Consider the following 19,003-nt stretch of genomic DNA (forward strand, 5'->3'; position numbering starts at 1 on the left):
CGTGATGGGTTGGTCACGGTGGTCGCCTGCATTTTCGCCGGAAAGTGCCTCGTGCCGCCGTCAGGATCCCTCGGGTGGCCCAGCACGGGCTCGGGAGACGGCAGCGAGTCCAGCGTACGCCGCGTTCACCTGCACGGTCGCCACGAAGCCCTCGACGGCACAATCGGTGAGAGTCGCACCGGAGGCCGCCGCGACCCGCGCAGCGAGCGCGCACGGGTCGTCGGCCGTCACGATCGAACCGCTGGCTGCGTCGGCCGCGGCGAGGGCCGCGGCGTCGGCGGCTCCGGCCGCCCGCTGCGCCGTCACCGCTGCTCCCCCGACTGCGGCGAGCCCCAACGAGAGCGCCGCCGCGACCGACAGGACACCGGCTGCGAGAGCCGAGCCCGCCATCAGCCACCCTCCCCTGCGGGAACCGACATCAGAGCCCTCCGGCGAGCGCGCAACTCGACGCCTGCAACGGGATCCGGATGAAGCCGCCGATCGCGACGTCGGAGTGCGCGTGCACACAGACGAGGTCTCCCGACGAGCTGCTCGACATTCCGGCACCGGGGACCGCGGTCGTCACCGCATGCGATGCCCTGCCCGCATCCTCGCCTCGGCCGAGGAGGCGAGCAGCGTCAGCCGACGCGTCCTGGAGTGCGACCTGACGAGAGGCCGCGCCCAGCGCACCGGCCCCGAGCAGAAGCGTGAGGACCACGGCGGGCAGCGCGAGGGCGAGCTCGGCTGCCACGGACCCCCGCTCGCCGTCGCGTTCGGCGCTCGTCACGAGACCGTGAGAGCCCGGCGCACGAGGTCGGTGAGGATGCCGCGCACTTCATCAGACCTCATGATGACGACGAGCAGCCCGGCGAACGCCACGGCGGCCATCGTCGTGATGGCGTACTCGGCGGTGGCCGCGCCGTTGTCGTCTCCGAACAGCGTCGCTGAACGGCGCCGGGTGAGTGGAGGGAGGGTGTTCATGGGTTCCTTCTTTCTGTGTACGGATGCGTGTGCATCCGTGGTCGGCGGCCGTCACAGCGGCAGCGGGGTCGAGAGGAGCACGCTCAGGAGCAGCGGAGCGACTCCCAGCAGGAGAAAGGCCGGCAGCGTGCATACGCCGAGCGGAATCAGCAGCTTGGTCGAGAGCTTCGCCGCGCGCATCCGTCCGTCGACACGGGACGCGTGTCGTTCCTGGCCTGCGGAAGCGCGAAGCAGCTCCCCGGCCGGCACTCCCGCGGCGTGGGACAGCTCGAGCACCGCACGGATGCGGGCGTCGTCTCCGCGACGGGATGCCGGGCTCTCCGCGACGAGGCGCAGCGCGCGATCTATGGACGCGCCCCCGGAGAGGGCGACCGCCAGGAGCTCCGCCTGCATCCCTGGCGTGCCCGGCTCTGGCCGGGCGCCCCGAAGCAGTCGGTTCGTCCAGCCCCGCGCAGCGAGGACGAGCAGGAGCCCGGCCACGACGCAGGCGGCGCCGGCAGGCGTCCCGAAGATGACGCCGAGCGTGTCGAAGCCGAGGGCGAAGCCGAGCAGCAGACCGGCGAACGGCATCCACAGCAGCAGCCGCGCGGTGCCAGCCGGTTCGGCCAGGGCGATTCGCACATCGTCGGCCGCGGATGCAGCGTCTCGAAGGGTCTCGGCGATCATGCGCAGCACCTCGGCCAGTGGCGCCCCGACAGTGGTGGCCACCTCCCACGCGGCAGCGAGATCCTGCCAGGGCCCGCCCTCGGCCTCGATCGCGGCGAGGAGAGGGACGCCACCGTCCACTCGATCCGCGACCGATGCCGCGTGCGCGTCGCCGATCGAGGCGAGGTGACGCCAGGCGACCAACGGCACGGCTCCAGCCTGCAGCAGCACTGCGAGAGTCTGCACGGAGGTCGCCGCGTCTGCTCCCGAGTCGACGGCGCCTCGTCGCCACCGCATCACCACGGTGTCACTTCCTCGATGCCCAGCCGGTCTCCGACCAGCGCAAGCACCCCCGCCTGCGCGATGCGTCGCTGCCCACCTGGCGCCCTGTCGAGATGCAGGACGATCGTGAACGCGCTCACCGCCTGGCGTGCGAGCGCGGTGGCGTCCATCGATGCCAGCGCTCCGAGTGCTTCGAGTCGGGCAGGCACATCGCTCAGCCCACTCGCATGGAGAGTTCCTGCGCCTCCGTCGTGTCCGGTGTTCAGCGCCGTCAGCAGTTCTCTCACTTCTTCGCCTCGGCATTCGCCGACCACGAGACGGTCGGGGCGCATGCGCAGCGACTCGCGGACCAATCGCGCGAGATTGATGCCGCCGGCGCCTTCGAGGTTCGACTGCCGCGCCTCGAGAGCGACATGGTGCGGGTGCTGCGGGCGCAGTTCGGCGACGTCCTCGATCGAGACGATGCGCTCGGTGGTCGGCGCAGCAGACAGCAGCGCCGACAACAGAGTCGTCTTGCCTGTGCCGGTGCCGCCGGTGATGAGGATGTTGGCCCGATCAGCCACGAGACCGAGGAGCCAGCTGTGCTGCCTGGCGTCGAAGGCGCCGAGCGCCGCCAGCGCATCGAGGTCGGCGGCGCGCACTCTGGGCACCCGGATCGAGAGGGCCGTCCCCGACGTCGAGATCGGCGCGAGTATGGCATGCACTCGGATTCCGGAATCAAGCCTCACGTCGACGCACGGCGCCTGGTCGTCGAGATGTCGGCCGCCGAGTCCGACGAGCGCGACCGCGAGATCGCGGACCTCTCGCTCGGATGCGCTCCACCCTCGCACGGGTTCGGTGCCCCGCCCTCGGTCGACGAACAGCCCGGCGGCGCCGTTGACGAAGATGTCGGTGACCTCCTCGTCGGCACAGTGCTCGGCGAGCGGACCGAAGACGGGGTCGACCTGCAGCGGCGCGCGACCTTCTGGGCGAGCGCCGTGGGCGAGCAGCGAGGTGCCGCGCGGCTGGATGACGAAAGGATCGGGCATCACCCGAAGCTAGGCTCTGCACGCGACGCACGTCCTCCGCATGAGGAGACTCCGACGAGGCCTGTGGGCAACCGCATCGGGAGGTCACGCGTGCAGAGGAGGTCGCGCAGACGGGGACGAGGATCGGATCCACGGTGGGAGCGCTCCCGAAAAAGAGAGGGCGGCACCTCACGGGGGGAATGAGATGCCGCCCACGGCGTCCCTCATGGGGGAATCGGGCACGCCAAGGCCAGAATGATAATTCGGCTGACGTCGAGTGTACGCAAGGCGACCGTCCTGACAAAACCCGCGCGACTACCTACTTTCGGCAGTATGCGATGTCTGTGGCCGAGACTAGATTCGCCCTGACCTGATCGCGTCGAGACGCGTTCATGCCCGCACGACCTGCCATGCCGCAAAGGAGCGCCTGCCGATGAGCAGCCAGATCGATCATCTTCTCGATGAGACCCGCCAGTTCCCGCCGTCCGAGGAGTTCGTCGCCCAGTCGGTCTCCTCCCCCGAGTTGTACGAGAGTGCGGCGGCCGACCGCGAGGCCTTCTGGGCCACGCAGGCCACCGAGCTGCTCGAATGGCACAAGCCGTTCACCCGCGTGCTGGACTGGTCGACGCCGCCGTTCGCGAAGTGGTTCGACGACGGCGAGCTGAACGTGGCCTACAACTGCCTCGACCGCCATGTCGAAGCGGGGAACGGTGATCGCGTCGCCCTGCACTGGGAAGGCGAACCGGGCGACTCGCGCACCATCACCTACGCCGAGCTCACCGACGAGGTCAAGCGCGTCGCCAATGTGCTCGAGGGCCTCGGCGTCGGTCACGGCGACCGCGTCGCGATTTACCTGCCGATGATCCCCGAGGCGGTCGCGTCGATGCTCGCCGTCGCCCGCGTGGGGGCCATCCACTCGGTCGTGTTCGGGGGTTTCAGTGCCGACAGTCTGCGCTCCCGCATAGACGATGCGGGCGCCAAGCTCGTCATCACCGCTGACGGCGGATACCGCAAGGGCCGCGTCTCGGCGCTGAAGCCGGCTGTCGACCAGGCGCTCGCGGACCGCGGCGAGGGCGAGCAGCAGACCGTCGAGCACGTGCTCGTCGTCAGGCGCGGCGAGAACGACGTCGACTGGCAGGATGGCCGCGACCTCTGGTGGCATGAGGTGGTTCCGGCCGCATCGCCCGAGCACGCGGCCGAGGCCTTCCCTGCGGAGAACCCGCTCTTCATCCTCTACACCTCGGGAACGACGGGAAAGCCCAAGGGCATCCTGCACACCTCGGGCGGATACCTCACCCAGGCCGCATACTCGCACAAGTACGTGTTCGACCTGCACCCCGAGACCGACGTCTACTGGTGCACGGCCGACATCGGATGGATCACCGGGCACAGCTACGTCACCTACGGACCGCTCGCGAACGGTGCGACCCAGGTGATCTACGAGGGCACCCCCGACGCCCCGCATCCGGGCCGCTGGTGGGAGATCATCGAGAAGTACAAGGTCTCGATCTTCTACACGGCGCCGACCGCGATCCGCTCGTTCATGAAGATCGGCCGCAGCGTGCCCGCGAAGTTCGACCTGTCTTCGCTGCGACTGCTCGGCTCGGTCGGCGAACCCATCAACCCCGAGGCCTGGATCTGGTATCGAGACGTGATCGGTGCGGGCAAGACCCCTATCGTCGACACCTGGTGGCAGACCGAGACGGGCGCGATCATGGTCTCGGCATTGCCCGGCGTGACCGCGACCAAGCCGGGTTCAGCTCAGGTGCCTCTGCCGGGCATCTCGATCGACGTCGTCGACGAGACCGGCGCCGAGGTGGGCCACGGCAACGGAGGCCTCCTGGTGGTCACCGAGCCGTGGCCGAGCATGCTGCGCGGCATCTGGGGCGACCCCGAGCGCTTCAAGGAGACGTACTGGGACAAGTTCGAGAAGCAGGGGTACTACTTCGCCGGCGACGGCGCGCGCCTCGACGACGACGGCGACCTCTGGCTGCTCGGACGAGTGGACGATGTGATGAACGTCTCGGGCCACCGCCTCTCGACCGCCGAGATCGAGTCCTCGCTCGTCGCTCACGAGGCGACGGCGGAGGCCGCCGTCGTCGGGGCCGCCGACGAGACCACCGGTCAGGCGGTCGTCGCGTTCGTGATCATCAAGGAGAGCTACCTCTCGGCCCACGACCCTGCCGGGCTCGCTCAGCAGCTGCGACTCTGGGTCGGCGAGCAGATCGGTGCGATCGCACGCCCCCGCGACGTGTACATCGTCGGCGAGCTGCCGAAGACCCGCTCGGGCAAGATCATGCGACGCCTTCTGCGCGACGTGGCCGAAGGCCGCGAGGTCGGCGACACCACGACGCTGGCAGACACCGCCGTGATGAGCATCATCTCGGCTCAGGTCAAGTAGCCCGCATGACGAACGCCCCCTCCCGATCCGGGAGGGGGCGTTCGTCACGCGAGGATCACGCGAGGATGAAGGTGACCTCGACCTCGACGGGGCTGTCGAGCGGAAGCACCGGCACTCCGACCGCCGCGCGCGCATGGCGACCGGCGTCTCCGAAGATCTCGCCGAGCACGACGCTGGCTCCGTTGATGACGCCGGGCTGGCCGGTGAAATCAGGGGTGGATGCCACGAAGCCACCGAGTCGCAGCACTCCTGCGATCCTGTCCACTCCGCCGGCGGCATCCGCGGCCGCTGCGAGGGCGTTCAGAGCGCAGGTGCGGGCGTAGTCGTTCGCGTCCTCAGGGGCGACGTCGGCGCCGACCTTGCCCGTCGCGGGCAGTGCGCCTCCGGTGAACGGCAGCTGACCGGAGGTGTAGACGAGCCCGGCGTGGACGACAGCCGGAACGTAAGCGGCGACGGGCGCCGCCACCGCAGGAAGCTCGATGCCGAGCTCGGTCAGACGCTGGGAGACGCTCATGCCGCTCCCCCTTCGAAGTGGCGCGACGCCTCGGCTGCGGCCGCGAGGCCGGCGTTGCCCGCGGCATCCGCCGACACCGGACGCTTGAAGTAGGCCACGAGACCGCCTTCAGGTCCCTGGATGACCTGCACGAGCTCCCAGCCCTGCTTACCCCAGTTGTTGAGGATCGCGGCGGTGTTGTGGATCAGCAGCGGGGTGGTGAGGTACTCCCAGGTGGTCATGGCTCTCCTGTCTGGCGGCATCCGCGATGGCGGCTGCGTCAAAGGCGGTATTCAGGGAACTCCCCTACGATCTAGCGTATGCCTCAAAAGAATCGCACGGTGAAAGGTGCGCTCGGCGGAGTCCTCGGACTCGTCGGGCTGAGCACCGTCGCCGGTCTCCTCGTCGCGGCCAGCGTCACCCCGGTGCTCGCCATGACCGGTATCGCCGGGTCGCAGGCCCTCACCATCTTCGAGGACCTCCCCGAGAACCTCCAGGTCGGCGCTCCGATGCAGCAGTCGACGATCTACGTGACAGGTCTCGACGGCAACCCCGTCGCAATGGCGTCGTTCTACGAGCAGAAGCGCATCCCGGTCGCCTACGACCAGGTCGCGCCCGTGATGTACGACGCGATCCTCTCGAGCGAGGACAAGAACTTCTACACTCACGGCGGAATCAACCTCGGCGCGACGATCAAGGCCGCAGTCGGGAACGTCGCCGGCACGACCGATCGAGGCGCCTCCACGATCACCCAGCAGTACGTGAAGAACGTCCAGGTGCAGGAATGCGAACAGGACGTCGATCCTGGGGCCGAGGACTACTCGAAGCAGATCGAACAGTGCTTCCTCGATGCGGCAGTCGCGAAGGGCGGCGAGGGCGTCGAGCGCAAGCTGCAGGAGATGCGCTACGCGTTGAAGATCGAGAAGGAGTACTCGAAGAACGAGATCCTTCTCGGCTACCTCAACATCGCCAACTTCGGTGGCACCATCTACGGCATCGAGGCCGCGGCGAACCGCTACTTCTCGACCACCGCGGCGAACCTCAGCCTCGCTCAGGCAGCCACGATCGCCGGCATGGTCCAGGAGCCCAACAGGTTCCGCATCGACCGCCCGGGCGGGATCTGGACCGATGACGCCGGAGTGGCGCACAACGGAGACGCCGACGGCTACAAGGACACGAAGGACCGCAGGGACTACGTCCTCGACCGCATGCTGCTCGACGCCAAGATCACGCAGGCTGCGCATGATGAGGCCGTGGCCACGCCGATCACTCCTGTGCTGAGCGAGCCCCAGCAGGGTTGCGGCGCCGCAGGCGACAACGCCTACTTCTGCCAGTACGTGAAGGCCGTCATCGAGAACGACGAGGCCTTCGGCGCCACCGAAGAGGAACGTCGCTCGAACCTCCGCCGCGGCGGCATGGAGATCTACACCTCGCTCGACCTGCGAGTGCAGCAGACCGCGATCGACGCGGTGAGGTCGCAGGTTCCGCAGGCGATGCCCGGGATCCTCGTCGGCGGCGCCGGGGTGTCGGTCGAGGCGTCCACCGGCCGCATCCTCGCCATGGCGCAGAACACCGTCTTCAACGAGACGACCGAAGCCAACCTGGCCGCCGGTGAGACCTCGCAGGTCTTCGCCGCCGACAAGGCTCACGGCGGCTCGACCTACGGGTTCGAGACCGGATCGACGTACAAGCTGTTCACGCTTCTGAGCTGGCTGGAGTCTGGCCACTCGGTCAACCAGGTGCTCGACGGCCGCCTCAAGACATTCAGTCCCTTCACGAAGTGCGGGGACCGCGTGACGAACAGCGCCAAGATCAACAACTTCGGCAACTCCGGCGGTTCGGTGGGCAGTGTGCGGCAGTTCACCGCGCAGTCGCTGAACACCGGTTTCCTCGCCATGGCCCAGCAGCTCGACCTCTGCGACATCAACGAGGTCGCCAAGAGACTCGGCGTCCACTACGGCAACGGCGATGACATCACGGTCGGCGGCACCGTCGCGAACACCGCCCCGAACGATCCGTTCCCCACAGTTCTCGGCTCGAAGAGCGTGGCCCCGCTGCAGATGGCCGGTGCCTACGCCACAGTCGCCAACGGCGGCGTCTACTGCGAGCCGCGGGTGATCGACCGGGTCGTCGGTGAGAACGGCGAGGAGATCACGCCTCCCGCGCAGAACTGCTCGCAGCAGCTCACCCCCGAGGTGGCCGCCACCGCCGCATTCGCACTGCGCGGCGTGATGGAGGGCAACGGCACGGGAACACGGGCGAACCCGAGCGATGGCACCCAGCTCATCGGCAAGACCGGTACCGCCGAGAAGGAACACACGATGCTCGTCGAATCGAGCACCAGGGTCACGACCGCTGTGTGGGTGGGAAACATCGACGGCCGCGTGCCGCTGAACGACTTCCGCAACGGCGAGGGGACTCGACTGGGCGACATCCGCTATGGTCTCGCCCGGGCCATCCAGGGAGCCGCGAACGCCGCGTACCCCGCTGGCGACTTCCCCCGGCCCGACGACAAACTGGTCCGCCAGGTGCTGACGGACGTTCCCGATGTCGTGGGCAAGTCGGTCGGAGAGGCAAGCTCCCTCATCGACGCAGCAGGCTTCACCGCGGCCGTCGGCCCGGCCGTCGACGGCCCCGCCGGTGACATCGTCATGGCTCAGGATCCGTCCGGGCAGGCCCCGAGCGGTGCGACCATCACGATCTCTCCGAGCAACGGCCAGGGGGCGACCGTGCCGGACATCACCGGGCAGTCGAAGTCCGAAGCGCAGAGTGCCCTGTTCGGTGCAGGGTTCTCGTCGATCGCCTTCGACGGATCGTGCAACGGGCAGAACGCCACAGTGACGTCGACCGACCCGGCAGCGAACACGGCGACCACCAAGAGCACGTCCATCAAGGTCACCTGCAAGTGACGTCTCGCCATGCGGCGCATCCGGCCCTCATCGCGCTCGGCGCGGTGGGGGCCGCTGGTGCTGCGGCCGCCGTCTGGGGCATCGGCATCGAGCGCTACCTGTTCACCGTGCGGGAGGCGACGGCATCCGCTCTCGCGCCCGGCTCAGCCCCGCTGCGCGTGCTGCACATCTCGGACGCGCACATGGCTCCGTGGCAGCACCGCAAACAGGACTGGCTCGCATCGCTCGCGCAGCTGAAACCCGATCTCATCATCAACACGGGCGACAACCTCGGGCATCGGGACGGCCTCGCGGGCATCCGCCGAGCCTTCGAGCCTCTTGCAGGAATCCCGGGTGTCTTCGTGCACGGCTCGAACGACGTGATCGGCCCGTCGCCGCGCAATCCGATCCGGTACTTCGCCGGCCCGTCGCAGCGACCCCGAGAGCTGAACTTCCTCGACACGGACGCGATGGACGCCTACTTCACCGACGAACTCGGATGGACGAGCCTGAACAACGCCGCCGCGCGACTCACGGTCGCCGGCAACCCGCTCGACCTCTTCGGGGTGAGCGACGCGCACTGCGACTGGGATCGCCTCGAAGATCTGCCAGGCGCCATCGAGGCCCTCGGAGCACGGAACGCCGACACGACCGTGCTCGGCGTCACCCACGCCCCGTATCAGCGTGTGCTGAACGGCTTCGTCGACCTCGGCGCCGATGCGGTCTTCGGAGGCCATACGCACGGCGGTCAGGTCTGTCTGCCAGGCTTCGGCGCTCTCGTCGCGAACTGCGACATCCCTCTGAAGCAGGCGAAGGGCCTCAGCACGTGGACTCAGGGAGACCGTACGGTCCCCCTCAACGTCAGCGCCGGGTGTGGACACTCGATATACGCACCGGTGCGCTTCGCGTGCCGTCCCGAGGCGACGCTGCTCACGCTGACGGCGCGCGGCTGACTCCTCGATTCGGTGCTGAGAGCATTTCGCTGTAGACTCGGAGGGTTGCAAAACGGGGTGTGGCGCAGCTTGGTAGCGCGCTTCGTTCGGGACGAAGAGGTCGCAGGTTCAAATCCTGTCACCCCGACAAGTAACACCGGAAGGCCGTCCTCACGGGCGGCCTTCTCTGTATCCGCCCCGAGGTGAAAGGCACCCTGTGAGCCGCCTACTCCCTCCCCCGCGCCGACTCACCCGCGGTATCGCACTCGCTCTCGGCATCCCGTTCTTCGTCGGCCTGGCGCTGCTCACACTCACGCCGGAGCGCGTCGAGCGGTCGCTGCCGAACCTGCTCGACCTCGTGCTGTCGGCGGCGCACCGCCTGGGGTGGGAGTCTCTCGACTTCACCCGCCTGGAGGTCATCGCCAACGTGCTCGTGTTCGTGCCCATCGGCATCCTCGCGTTCCTCCTCGTGCCGCGCCGCATGTGGCCGCTGGCGATCGTGCTCGGACCGGCTCTGTCACTCTCGATCGAGGTGGTCCAGCGCCTCGTGCTGCCCCATCGGGCAGCCACTCTCACCGACGTGGTCGCGAACTCCGGCGGCGCACTGATCGGAGTCGCCCTCGCGATCGCGGGCACGCTGCTCTTCGCACCGCGCTTCTCTCAGCAACGCCCGTCTACCCTGGAGGCATCATGACCTCGCCTGCACTCGTCGCCTTCGATCTCGACGACACCCTCGCCCCGTCGAAGGAGCCCATCGATGCTCGCATGGCCGCGCTGCTGCTCGCGCTGCTGCAGAAGGTCGATGTCGCGATCATCTCGGGTGGCAACGAGACCCAGTTCCGCGCACAGGTGATCGCCCGGCTCGGAAGCATCGACGACGAGTCGGCCGCGCGACTGCACCTGCTCCCGACCTGCGGCACCCGGTACCTGCGGCACGACGGCACCGACTTCTCGCCGCTCTACGCGCACGACCTCAGCGCGGAGCAGAAGTCGGATGCCTTCGCCGCCCTGCGCGAAGAGGCGGAGCGCCTGGGGCTCTGGGAGGCGCAGCCCTGGGGCGAGATCCTCGAGGACCGCGGATCTCAGATCACCTTCTCGGCGCTCGGGCAGAAGGCCCCACGAGACGCGAAGCACGACTGGGACCCGTCCGGTGCGAAGCGCGAGGCTCTGCGAGACGCCGTGGCCGTGCGACTGCCCGACCTCGAGGTGCGATCCGGAGGCTCGACCTCGATCGACATCACCCTGGCCGGCATCGACAAGGCCTTCGGGATGAAGCAGCTCGCCGAGCACACGAGCATCCCGCTCACCTCCATGCTCTTCTACGGCGACCGGCTCGATGAGGGCGGCAATGACTACCCCGTCCTCGCGATCGGTGTGCCCTCCGTGGCCGTGGAGGGTTGGGAAGACACCGCCGACAAGCTCGACGCACTCCTCCTGACTCTCTGACGCTCGGCTGCGGCCTCCGCGCCCCGACGCGGCGGAGTTCTAGCATGTCGGTATGGAACCGCTGCTGATCGTCGTCCTGACCGCGGCCGTCGCGAGCGCGGCATGCTGGCTGCTCTCGCTCGCGACCCGCGATACCTCCTGGGTCGACCGCGCATGGTCGATCGTGCCCGTCGTGTACCTCTGGATCTTCGCCGGATCGATGATCGCGAGCGGCGGGGATGCCGGCCGCCTGGTGCTCATGGCATCTCTCGTGACCGCATGGGGTGTGCGGCTGACCTTCAACTTCGCTCGCAAAGGCGGATACACCGGCATGGAGGACTACCGGTGGGCGATCCTTCGAGGCCGGATGAAGCCCTGGCAGTTCCAGCTCTTCAATCTGCTGTTCATCGTCGGGTACCAGATGACGCTGCTCGTGCTGATCACCCTCCCCGCCGAGATCGCACTGCAGAACCCCGCCCCGCTGAACGCGTGGGACCTCGTCTTCGCCGCCCTCTTCCTCGTGCTGCTCGTCGGGGAGACGCTCGCCGACCGCGAGCAGTGGGAGTTCCACCGGCGAAAGAAGCAGGCCGGCGGCTCGTTGCCTCCGGGCTTCGCCACGGAGGGGCTGTTCCGCTACAGCCGACACCCCAACTTCTTCTTCGAGCAGAGCCAGTGGTGGGTCCTCTACGCGATCGGGGCGAGCGCCGCCGTGGCGTCGGGAGCCGGGTTGCTCGGCGGCGCGATCAACTGGACGATCATCGGACCGATCCTGCTCAGCATCCTGTTCGTCGGGTCGACGATCTTCACCGAGTCGATCACCGCACAGAAGTACCCTGCCTACGCCGAGTACCGCCGTAGGACGTCGATGCTCATCCCCTGGCCGCCGCGGGCGCGGCCTGTCGCAGCGCCCGCGGCGTGACCGAAGGCCGCGTCAGAGGACCACTGCCTCCGTCGCGGGGCGGGAGACCGGCACGAGGCGCGTGAGCTGGGTGACGTGCGACGGTTCGAGCTCGGCGAGCGAGGCGACACCGAGGAGCCGCATGGTGCGCTCGATCTCGGTGCGAAGGATCTCGATCGTGCGGTCGACGCCAGCACGTCCACCCGCCATGAGGCCGTAGAGGTAGGCGCGGCCGATGAGGGTGAAGTCCGCGCCGAGCGCCACGGCCGCCACGATGTCCGCCCCGTTCATGATCCCGGTGTCGACCATGACCGTGAAGTCGTCGCCCACGGCCCTGCGGACCTCGGGGAGAAGGTGGAACGGGATTGGCGCGCGGTCGAGCTGACGCCCACCGTGGTTGGACAGCACGATGCCGTCGACGCCGGCGTCGCGCAGCCGCAGCGAGTCCTCGACGTTCTGCACTCCCTTGATCACGATCTTCCCGGGCCAGATGTCGCGGATCACGGCGAGATCGTCATAGCTGATCGTCGGGTCCATGGCGGCGTCGAGCAGCTCGCCGACGGTGCCTCCGGTGGTGCTCAGCGACGCGAACTCGAGCTTGGGCGTCGTGAGGAAGTCGTACCACCACCACGGACGAGGGATCGCGTTGATGATGGTGCCGAGAGTGAGCTGCGGCGGGATGCTGAAGCCGTTGCGTTTGTCTCGCAGGCGCGCGCCCGCCACCGGTGTGTCGACCGTGAACTGCAGGGTGTCGAAGCCCGCTGCCGCCGCACGTCGGGTGAGCTCGTAGGAGATCTCGCGATCGCGCATGACGTAGAGCTGGAACCAGTTGCGCCCCTGCGGGTTGGCGGCCGTCACGCCCTCGATCGACGTCGTGCCGAGGGTCGACAGCGTGAACGGGATGCCGGCGGCGGCGGCGGCGCCCGCACCGGCGACCTCGCCCTCGGTCTGCATGAGGCGGGTGAACCCGGTCGGGGCGATGCCGAACGGCAGCGCCGACGGGCCGCCGAGGATGTCGACCGAGGTGTCGACCGAAGGGGCCGGTCGGAGGATGCCGGGGTGGAACTCCACATCCTGGAACGCCTGCCGGGCACGCGTGAGCGACACCTCGCCCTCGGCCGCGCCGTCGGTGTAGTCGAAGGCGGCCTTCGGCGTGCGGCGCTTCGCGATCGTGCGCAGGTCGTCGATCGTGAGCGCCGAATCGAGACGACGCTTCTTGCCGTTGAACTCGGGCTTCTTGAACTTCATCAGATCGAGAAGCTCTGCGGGGTTGGGGACCTGGCGCTGGACCATGTCATTCCTCTCAGTCGGTGGGTCGGGCGCTGCGGGTCAGCCCCGCCGCGGTGTAATAGCCGGTGATGTGCGCTCGGACGAGCGCCTGGGCCGTCGCGGCGTCGCCTGCGGCGATGGCCTCGACGATTGCTCGGTGCTCTGCGCGGAGCAGGTCTGCCATCGCATCCCAGTCGTCGATCGCGGCCGCACCCTGCTGCACATACGACTCGATCGCTGTGCGCAGCCCTGCCATGATCGCTGCGACGACGGTGTTGCCGCTCGACTCCGCGAGTGCGAGGTGCAGCTGAGCGTCGAGGGCGAGAAACTCGGCGGGCGTGAGAGAGTCGGCGTCCATCGCCTCGAGCACTCGGTGCGCCGCAGAGAGATCGGGGGCGACCTGACCGGCCAGCGCTGCGGCTACGGCATCTTCGAGCAGCAGTCGCGTCTGCACCACGTCCGCGAGCGGGAACCCCTGGGCCGCCACCTGGAGACGCAGCAACGTCGACATGCCGCCGGTCGGCGTGGCGATCACGATCGCTCCCGACTGGGGCCCTGAGCCGGCTGATGTGCGGATCAGACCCATCACCTCGAGCACGCGCAGAGCCTCGCGGACGCTGGAGCGGCCGACGCCGAGGTCTGCGGCGAGATCCCGTTCGGAGGCGAGGCGGTCGCCAGGGCCGATCCGACCGTCGAGAAGGTCTCGCTCGACGTGCTCGAGCACGAGGCGCCAAGCGCGCGCAGGCTGCTCCGGCATCCGCTCTCCTCGTCGTTCGCGTTCGGCTGCGTCATCGGCGCGCCGCGTGTGGTCTGACCACAGTAGCGCGTGTGGTCAGACCACGCAATCCGTGCACGCCGAGACACCGCCCGAAGGCGAAAGCAGGATGCGGGGCTCTCAGCCCAGGCGACCGCCGGATTCTTCGAGGTAGCACGCACCGCACAGCGACTCGTACGTGGTGATCTCGGGTGCCGCCGATCCGTCTGCGCCCTCGTCGATGGCCACCTGATCGCCGTCGAAGACGAAGCGCCCGCCGATCACCCGGCCGTTGAAGACGGCCTTTCGTCCGCACCGGCAGATGGTCTTCAGCTCTTCGAGCGAATGCGCGATGGCGAGCAGCCGTGCGGAACCGGGGAACGCATGTGTGAGGAAGTCGTTGCGGATCCCGTAGGCGATCACGGGGATGCCGTCTTCGATCGCGATGCGGAAGAGGTCGTCGACCTGCTCAGCGGTCAGGAACTGCGCCTCATCGATCAGAAGGCACGCGACGTCGAGCGCTCCGCCGGCGATGTGCTCCCCCGCAGCCGCGCTGCGCACGGCCTCTCGCTGCTCTCCGAACAGCACACGAGCGTCGGCATCCGGGGCGATGAGGAAATCGACCTCTCGGGTGACCCCGAGACGGCTCGCGATCTCAGACGCCCCTTTGGTGTCGATCGCCGGCTTCGCGAGCAGCACATGCTGACCGCGCTCCTCGTAGTTGTACGCGGCCTGGAGCAGCGAGGTGGACTTGCCCGAGTTCATCGCCCCGTAGCGGAAATAGAGCTTCGCCACCGGCGCGCTACTCGTTGATGCCGAGTACGGCCGCCGTCGCCGCGGTGGACTTCGCCGCCAGCTCGGGGTCCTTGTTCAGCTGCTCGCCGAACGTGGGGATGAGCTCACGCAGCTCGGACTCCCACCCTGGGTACTCGTCGGGGAAGCACTTCTTGAGCAGATCGAGCATGATCGGCACGGCCGTGGAGGCACCGGGCGACGCCCCGAGCAGACCGGCGATCGAGCCGTCGGCCGCAGACACCACCTCGGTGCCGAACTGCAGGATGCCGCCCTTCTTGGGATCCTTCTTCATGACCTGGGCGCGCTGACCTGCATCAATGAGGGTCCAGTCCTCGTCCTTCGCGGTCGGCATGAACGTGCGCAGGCTGTCGACCTTCTTGGCGTGGTTCTTCAGCAGTTCGCCGACGAGGTACGTGATGAGGTCGGGGTTCGCGAAGGCGACGCGCAGCATCGGCCACAGGTTGTGCGTGCGCACCTGCGACACGATGTCGAGCATCGAGCCGTTCTTGAGGAACTTGGGGCTGAACGTCGCGAACGGGCCGAACATCAGCGAGGCCTCGCCGTCGACCACACGCGTGTCGAGGTGCGGCACGGACATGGGCGGAGCGCCCACAGAGGCCTGCGAGTACACCTTGGCCTTGTGCTGCGAGACGATCTTCGGGTTCGAGGTCTTGAGGAACTGGCCGCCGATCGGGAAGACGCCGTAGCCCTTGATCTCGGGGATGCCAGAGCGCTGCAGCAGCTTCAGCGCCCAGCCGCCGGCGCCCACGAACACGAAGCGCGCCTTGACCTGGTTCGGGGTGCGCCCGATGGTCGTGCGGTAGGTGATGAGCCAGGTGCCGTCCTTCTGCTTCTTCAGGCTCTTGACCTCGTGGTTGGTGCGCAGCTCGACGCCCGACGCGGTGAGGTGGTCGAAGAGCTGATGCGTGAGCGCACCGAAGTCGACGTCGGTGCCCGCCGGCACACGGGTGGCGGCGAACGGCTCTCCCTTGCGTCGCTGCTGCATGAGCAGCGGCGCCCACTTGTTGATGACGCGCGAGTCCTCGCTGTACTCGATGCCGTCGAACAGGGGCTGCTTCTTCAGCACCTCGTAGCGGTCCTTGAGGTACTTGACGTCCTTCTCACCGCGGACGAACGTCATGTGCGGGGTCGCGTTGATGAAGGTCGACGGAGCATCGAGCACTCCCCTGTCGACCAGCGACGACCAGAACTGGCGGCTCTGCTGGAACTGCTCGTTGATCGAGACGGCCTTCGCCGGGTCGAGCGGGGCGCCCTTCTGCTGCGGCATGTAGTTCAGCTCGCAGAGCGCAGCGTGCCCGGTGCCCGCATTGTTCCAGGGGTTCGACGACTCCTGAGCCACATCGGAGAGTCGCTCGAAGGCGACGATCTTCCAATCCGGCTGCAATTCGTGCAGCAGGGTACCCAGGGTGGCGCTCATGATGCCACCACCGATCAAGACGACATCGACGGTTTCGGTCACCAGGACAGTCTAGTTCGCGGGCACAGCACGACTGACCAACGGGGCCGGTCTCGTCAGACCGGATCCGCATGGCGGGGATGCCGTCAGGCTATGGCGACCAGGCGCTCGGCGAGGATCTCGGCGATCTGCACGGCGTTGAGCGCCGCTCCCTTGCGCAGGTTGTCGTTGCTGATGAACAGCACGAGGCCCTTGTTCTCGGGGGCGGACTGGTCGGCGCGGATGCGGCCGACGAAACTCGGGTCCTTGCCCGCGGCCTGCAGCGGGGTGGGCACCTCGTCGAGCACGACGCCCGGCGCCGCGGAGAGCACCTCGGCGGCGCGCTCAGGAGTGATGTCCCTGGCGAACTCGACGTTGATCGAGAGTGAGTGCCCCGTGAAGACCGGCACACGCACGCAGGTGCCCGCGACGCGCAGATCGGGAAGCTCGAGGATCTTGCGGCTCTCGTTGCGCAGCTTCTTCTCTTCGTCGGTCTCGTTCTGGCCGTCGTCGACGAGGTTGCCCGCGAACGGGATGACATCGAAGGCGATCGGGGCGACGTACTTCTCGGGCTCGGGGAAGTCGATCGATGACCCGTCGTGAACGAGACGCAGCGTGTCTCCCTGGGCGAGCACGCCTTCGACCTGGCCGAGCAGTTCCTGCGCTCCGGCGAGGCCGGAACCCGAGACGGCCTGGTAGGTCGAGACGATGAGGCGCTCGAGGCCCGCTTCGGCATCCAGCGCCTTCAGCGCCGGCATCGCGGCCATCGTCGTGCAGTTCGGGTTCGCGATGATGCCGCGCGGGCGGTCATCGATCGCATGCGGGTTGACCTCGCTGACGACGAGCGGCACCTCGGGGTCGTTGCGCCACGCACTGGAGTTGTCGACCACGACGGCACCGGCCTCGGCGAAACGAGGAGCGTAGGCGCGGCTGGCGGTCGCGCCGGCCGAGAAGAGGGCGATGTCGATGCCCCCGGCATCCGCGGTCTCGACGTCCTCGACGATGACCGTCGCCCCGCCGAACTCGATCGCCGTGCCTGCGGAGCGCGAAGACGAGAACAGGCGCAGCTCGCGGATCGGGAAGGATCGCTCGATGAGAATCTCGCGCATCACGGTGCCCACCTGGCCGGTGGCGCCAACGATGGCGACGGAGAGTCCTGAGTCGGAGATGCGGGTCATGATGTTCCTTGGCGTCGTGCAGTGCTGCATGCGAGGCTTCGGGCGCGACGTCGGGGTGCGGATGCCGCGCCTGGCGCCGATGTCAGGGTTTCGGTGAGTCTATCGTGTCGGCCGATGCTCGAGGACCGGGCGTCGACGCCGACCCGATCGAGGGGAGGCCGTCCGTCTGGCTGGAGGATTCCCGCCCGGCGGTCAGGATCCGGTGAGATCCTCAGCCGGGCGGGGAGACCCCAGCCGTTCGTGTCGAGGTCAGCGGCCGGTGCCGGCGTGCACTGTCGCCTCGGCGTCGCCGTCGAGTCCATACGCGGTGTGCACGGTGCGGGCGGCCTCAGCGAGGTCGGTGTCGCGGAGCACGACCGAGATGCGGATCTCGGACGTCGAGATCATCTCGATGTTGATGCCGCCGGCCGACAGCGCCTCGAACAGCACCGCCGAGACCCCGGAGTGCGTGCGCATTCCGGCGCCCACGACCGAGAGCTTGCCGATCTGGTCGTCGTGCACGAGGTTCTGGAAGCCGACCTCGGTCTGCTCTCCCGCGAGTGCCTTGAGCGCCGCAGCGGAGTCGGCCTTGGGAACCGTGAAGGAGATGTCGGTGCGACCGGTGGCCGACACGTTCTGCACGATCATGTCGACGTTCGCGCCGGACCTGGCGACGATCTTGAAGATCTCCGCGGCCTTGCCCGGAACGTCGGGCACACCGGCGACAGTGATCTTGGCCTGGCCGAAATCGGTGGCGACACCGGCGACGATCGGTTCTTCCATGGCTTCTGCTCCCTCGGCTTCGCGAGGGTTCTTCATGCCCTCGCCCAGAACGTATGTGCCTTCGGACGACGAGAACGTCGAACGGGCGTGGATCAGGACGCCGTGACGGCGTGCGTACTCGACGGCGCGGATGTAGAGCACCTTGGCGCCGTTGGCGGCGAGCTCGAGCATCTCCTCGCTGCCGATGTGGTCGAGCTTCTGCGCCTTCGGGATGACGCGGGGATCAGCCGTGAAGATGCCGTCGACGTCGCTGTAGATCTCGCAGACATCGGCATCGAGCGCCGCAGCCAACGCGACGGCCGTCGTGTCGGAGCCGCCACGACCGAGCGTGGTGATGTCGCGGGTGTCGCGGTTGAAACCCTGGAACCCGGCGACGATGACGATCGCACCCTCGTCGAGGGCCTCGCGCAGACGCACGGGCGTGACGTCGACGATGCGCGCCGCTCCGTGCTGAGAGTCGGTGATCATTCCGGCCTGGCTGCCGGTGAACGAACGCGCCTCGAACCCCATCGAGTGGATCGCCATGGCGAGCAGCGCCATCGAGATGCGCTCACCGCTGGAGAGGAGCATGTCGAGCTCGCGTGGAGCGGGGATCGGCGCGACCTCGTTGGCGAGGTCGAGCAGCTCGTCGGTCGTGTCGCCCATCGCGCTCACGGCGACGACGACGTCGTGCCCTGCGCGACGCGTGTCGACGATGCGCTTGGCGACGCGCTTGATGCTCTCTGCGTCGGCGACGGAAGAGCCGCCGTACTTCTGCACGATGAGGGCCACGTTCACTCCCTGGGATGTCGGGCGGATCCGCCCACCCTCATTCTACGAGCGGCGCATATGCGCTTCTTCGCATGTGACGCTCTCCCG

At 68.1% G+C, this 19,003-nt stretch carries 19 protein-coding genes and 1 tRNA gene; 7 read left to right on the forward strand and 13 right to left on the reverse strand.

Going from position 1 to position 19,003, the window contains the following annotated elements; genetic code table 11:
* Nucleotides 1-60: 60 nt before the first annotated feature.
* From ACZ0AA_RS08250 to ACZ0AA_RS08270, 5 genes are read right to left on the reverse strand one after another with little or no spacing between them, the layout of a single operon-like run.
* Nucleotides 61-390 carry a helicase gene (locus ACZ0AA_RS08250; protein WP_400865560.1) on the reverse strand — a complete coding sequence of 110 codons (330 nt, stop codon included), beginning with the start codon at nucleotides 388-390 and terminating at the stop codon, nucleotides 61-63.
* Between the two features lie 28 nt (nucleotides 391-418).
* Nucleotides 419-730 carry a TadE family type IV pilus minor pilin gene (locus ACZ0AA_RS08255; RefSeq protein ID WP_400865563.1) on the reverse strand — a complete coding sequence of 104 codons (312 nt, stop codon included), beginning with the start codon at nucleotides 728-730 and terminating at the stop codon, nucleotides 419-421.
* Between the two features lie 32 nt (nucleotides 731-762).
* Complete coding sequence (locus ACZ0AA_RS08260) at nucleotides 763-960, reverse strand: DUF4244 domain-containing protein (protein WP_463512637.1); 198 nt, start codon at nucleotides 958-960, stop codon at nucleotides 763-765.
* 51 nt (nucleotides 961-1,011) lie between these two features.
* Nucleotides 1,012-1,902 carry a type II secretion system F family protein gene (locus ACZ0AA_RS08265; protein WP_463512638.1) on the reverse strand — a complete coding sequence of 297 codons (891 nt, stop codon included), beginning with the start codon at nucleotides 1,900-1,902 and terminating at the stop codon, nucleotides 1,012-1,014.
* A complete protein-coding gene (locus tag ACZ0AA_RS08270; RefSeq protein WP_463512639.1) occupies nucleotides 1,902-2,915 on the reverse strand; it encodes a TadA family conjugal transfer-associated ATPase in 1,014 nt (337 codons plus the stop codon). Before ACZ0AA_RS08270 ends, ACZ0AA_RS08265 begins: the two co-directional genes overlap by 1 nt.
* Before the next feature lie 412 nt (nucleotides 2,916-3,327).
* On the opposite strand from ACZ0AA_RS08270, the gene acs reads away from it, so the two are divergent.
* The gene (gene acs / locus ACZ0AA_RS08275; protein ID WP_463512640.1) at nucleotides 3,328-5,295 is read left to right on the forward strand and encodes an acetate--CoA ligase; all 1,968 of its coding nucleotides are present in this window, start codon (nucleotides 3,328-3,330) and stop codon (nucleotides 5,293-5,295) included.
* Between the two features lie 55 nt (nucleotides 5,296-5,350).
* On the opposite strand, the gene ACZ0AA_RS08280 is transcribed toward acs, so the two are convergent.
* On the reverse strand, nucleotides 5,351-5,809 hold the full coding sequence (locus tag ACZ0AA_RS08280; RefSeq protein WP_463512641.1) for a RidA family protein: 459 nt from the start codon (nucleotides 5,807-5,809) through the stop codon (nucleotides 5,351-5,353).
* Nucleotides 5,806-6,030 (reverse strand): DUF4177 domain-containing protein, encoded by a 225-nt coding sequence (locus tag ACZ0AA_RS08285; protein WP_463512642.1) that lies wholly within the window; start codon nucleotides 6,028-6,030, stop codon nucleotides 5,806-5,808. The genes ACZ0AA_RS08280 and ACZ0AA_RS08285 overlap by 4 nt, the downstream gene beginning before the upstream one ends.
* A gap of 78 nt (nucleotides 6,031-6,108) precedes the next feature.
* Here ACZ0AA_RS08285 and ACZ0AA_RS08290 point away from each other — a divergent pair, with 78 nt between their 5' ends.
* The 6 genes from ACZ0AA_RS08290 to ACZ0AA_RS08315 all read left to right on the forward strand — a co-directional run bounded on the left by ACZ0AA_RS08290 (nucleotide 6,109) and on the right by ACZ0AA_RS08315 (nucleotide 11,952).
* A complete protein-coding gene (locus ACZ0AA_RS08290) occupies nucleotides 6,109-8,697 on the forward strand; it encodes a transglycosylase domain-containing protein (RefSeq protein WP_463512643.1) in 2,589 nt (862 codons plus the stop codon).
* On the forward strand, nucleotides 8,694-9,629 hold the full coding sequence (locus ACZ0AA_RS08295) for a metallophosphoesterase (protein WP_463512644.1): 936 nt from the start codon (nucleotides 8,694-8,696) through the stop codon (nucleotides 9,627-9,629). Before ACZ0AA_RS08290 ends, ACZ0AA_RS08295 begins: the two co-directional genes overlap by 4 nt.
* 53 nt (nucleotides 9,630-9,682) lie before the next feature.
* Nucleotides 9,683-9,756, forward strand: a tRNA-Pro gene (locus ACZ0AA_RS08300).
* A 69-nt stretch (nucleotides 9,757-9,825) separates the two neighbouring features.
* Nucleotides 9,826-10,302, forward strand: coding sequence for a VanZ family protein (locus ACZ0AA_RS08305; protein ID WP_400865689.1), 477 nt, complete (start codon nucleotides 9,826-9,828; stop codon nucleotides 10,300-10,302).
* Nucleotides 10,299-11,054: an HAD-IIB family hydrolase gene (locus ACZ0AA_RS08310; protein ID WP_463512645.1), complete on the forward strand. Its 756-nt coding sequence runs from the start codon at nucleotides 10,299-10,301 to the stop codon at nucleotides 11,052-11,054. The genes ACZ0AA_RS08305 and ACZ0AA_RS08310 overlap by 4 nt, the downstream gene beginning before the upstream one ends.
* 52 nt (nucleotides 11,055-11,106) lie before the next feature.
* Nucleotides 11,107-11,952 (forward strand): DUF1295 domain-containing protein, encoded by an 846-nt coding sequence (locus ACZ0AA_RS08315; protein ID WP_463512646.1) that lies wholly within the window; start codon nucleotides 11,107-11,109, stop codon nucleotides 11,950-11,952.
* Between the two features lie 12 nt (nucleotides 11,953-11,964).
* Here the strand turns inward: ACZ0AA_RS08315 and ACZ0AA_RS08320 are convergent, their stop codons facing one another.
* The 6 genes from ACZ0AA_RS08320 to ACZ0AA_RS08345 form a co-directional block, all read right to left on the reverse strand.
* Nucleotides 11,965-13,224 (reverse strand): alpha-hydroxy acid oxidase, encoded by a 1,260-nt coding sequence (locus tag ACZ0AA_RS08320; RefSeq protein WP_463512647.1) that lies wholly within the window; start codon nucleotides 13,222-13,224, stop codon nucleotides 11,965-11,967.
* Nucleotides 13,225-13,234: 10 nt separating this feature from the next.
* Nucleotides 13,235-13,957: a FadR/GntR family transcriptional regulator gene (locus tag ACZ0AA_RS08325; RefSeq protein WP_400865700.1), complete on the reverse strand. Its 723-nt coding sequence runs from the start codon at nucleotides 13,955-13,957 to the stop codon at nucleotides 13,235-13,237.
* A gap of 138 nt (nucleotides 13,958-14,095) precedes the next feature.
* Nucleotides 14,096-14,749 (reverse strand): thymidine kinase, encoded by a 654-nt coding sequence (locus tag ACZ0AA_RS08330; protein WP_463512648.1) that lies wholly within the window; start codon nucleotides 14,747-14,749, stop codon nucleotides 14,096-14,098.
* A 7-nt stretch (nucleotides 14,750-14,756) separates the two neighbouring features.
* Entirely contained in the window at nucleotides 14,757-16,229 is a 1,473-nt protein-coding gene (locus tag ACZ0AA_RS08335) for a malate:quinone oxidoreductase (RefSeq protein WP_400865705.1), read from the reverse strand.
* An 83-nt stretch (nucleotides 16,230-16,312) separates the two neighbouring features.
* Nucleotides 16,313-17,383, reverse strand: a complete 1,071-nt coding sequence (locus ACZ0AA_RS08340) for an aspartate-semialdehyde dehydrogenase (RefSeq protein WP_400865708.1) — start codon at nucleotides 17,381-17,383, stop codon at nucleotides 16,313-16,315.
* Nucleotides 17,384-17,632: 249 nt separating this feature from the next.
* Entirely contained in the window at nucleotides 17,633-18,916 is a 1,284-nt protein-coding gene (locus tag ACZ0AA_RS08345; protein ID WP_400865711.1) for an aspartate kinase, read from the reverse strand.
* Nucleotides 18,917-19,003: the final 87 nt, after the last annotated feature.

The sequence above is a fragment of the Microbacterium sp. AC035 genome, from assembly GCF_979258485.1.

Bases quoted from the DNA above. Each gene is read 5' to 3' on its own strand.
- ACZ0AA_RS08250 (WP_400865560.1), bottom strand. From the start codon at position 390: ATGGCGGGCTCGGCTCTCGCAGCCGGTGTCCTGTCGGTCGCGGCGGCG.
- ACZ0AA_RS08260 (WP_463512637.1), bottom strand. From the start codon at position 960: ATGAACACCCTCCCTCCACTCACCCGGCGCCGTTCAGCGACGCTGTTC.
- ACZ0AA_RS08265 (WP_463512638.1), bottom strand. From the start codon at position 1,902: ATGCGGTGGCGACGAGGCGCCGTCGACTCGGGAGCAGACGCGGCGACC.
- ACZ0AA_RS08270 (WP_463512639.1), bottom strand. From the start codon at position 2,915: ATGCCCGATCCTTTCGTCATCCAGCCGCGCGGCACCTCGCTGCTCGCC.
- acs (WP_463512640.1), top strand. From the start codon at position 3,328: ATGAGCAGCCAGATCGATCATCTTCTCGATGAGACCCGCCAGTTCCCG.
- ACZ0AA_RS08280 (WP_463512641.1), bottom strand. From the start codon at position 5,809: ATGAGCGTCTCCCAGCGTCTGACCGAGCTCGGCATCGAGCTTCCTGCG.
- ACZ0AA_RS08285 (WP_463512642.1), bottom strand. From the start codon at position 6,030: ATGACCACCTGGGAGTACCTCACCACCCCGCTGCTGATCCACAACACC.
- ACZ0AA_RS08290 (WP_463512643.1), top strand. From the start codon at position 6,109: ATGCCTCAAAAGAATCGCACGGTGAAAGGTGCGCTCGGCGGAGTCCTC.
- ACZ0AA_RS08310 (WP_463512645.1), top strand. From the start codon at position 10,299: ATGACCTCGCCTGCACTCGTCGCCTTCGATCTCGACGACACCCTCGCC.
- ACZ0AA_RS08315 (WP_463512646.1), top strand. From the start codon at position 11,107: ATGGAACCGCTGCTGATCGTCGTCCTGACCGCGGCCGTCGCGAGCGCG.
- ACZ0AA_RS08320 (WP_463512647.1), bottom strand. From the start codon at position 13,224: ATGGTCCAGCGCCAGGTCCCCAACCCCGCAGAGCTTCTCGATCTGATG.
- ACZ0AA_RS08325 (WP_400865700.1), bottom strand. From the start codon at position 13,957: ATGCCGGAGCAGCCTGCGCGCGCTTGGCGCCTCGTGCTCGAGCACGTC.
- ACZ0AA_RS08340 (WP_400865708.1), bottom strand. From the start codon at position 17,383: ATGACCCGCATCTCCGACTCAGGACTCTCCGTCGCCATCGTTGGCGCC.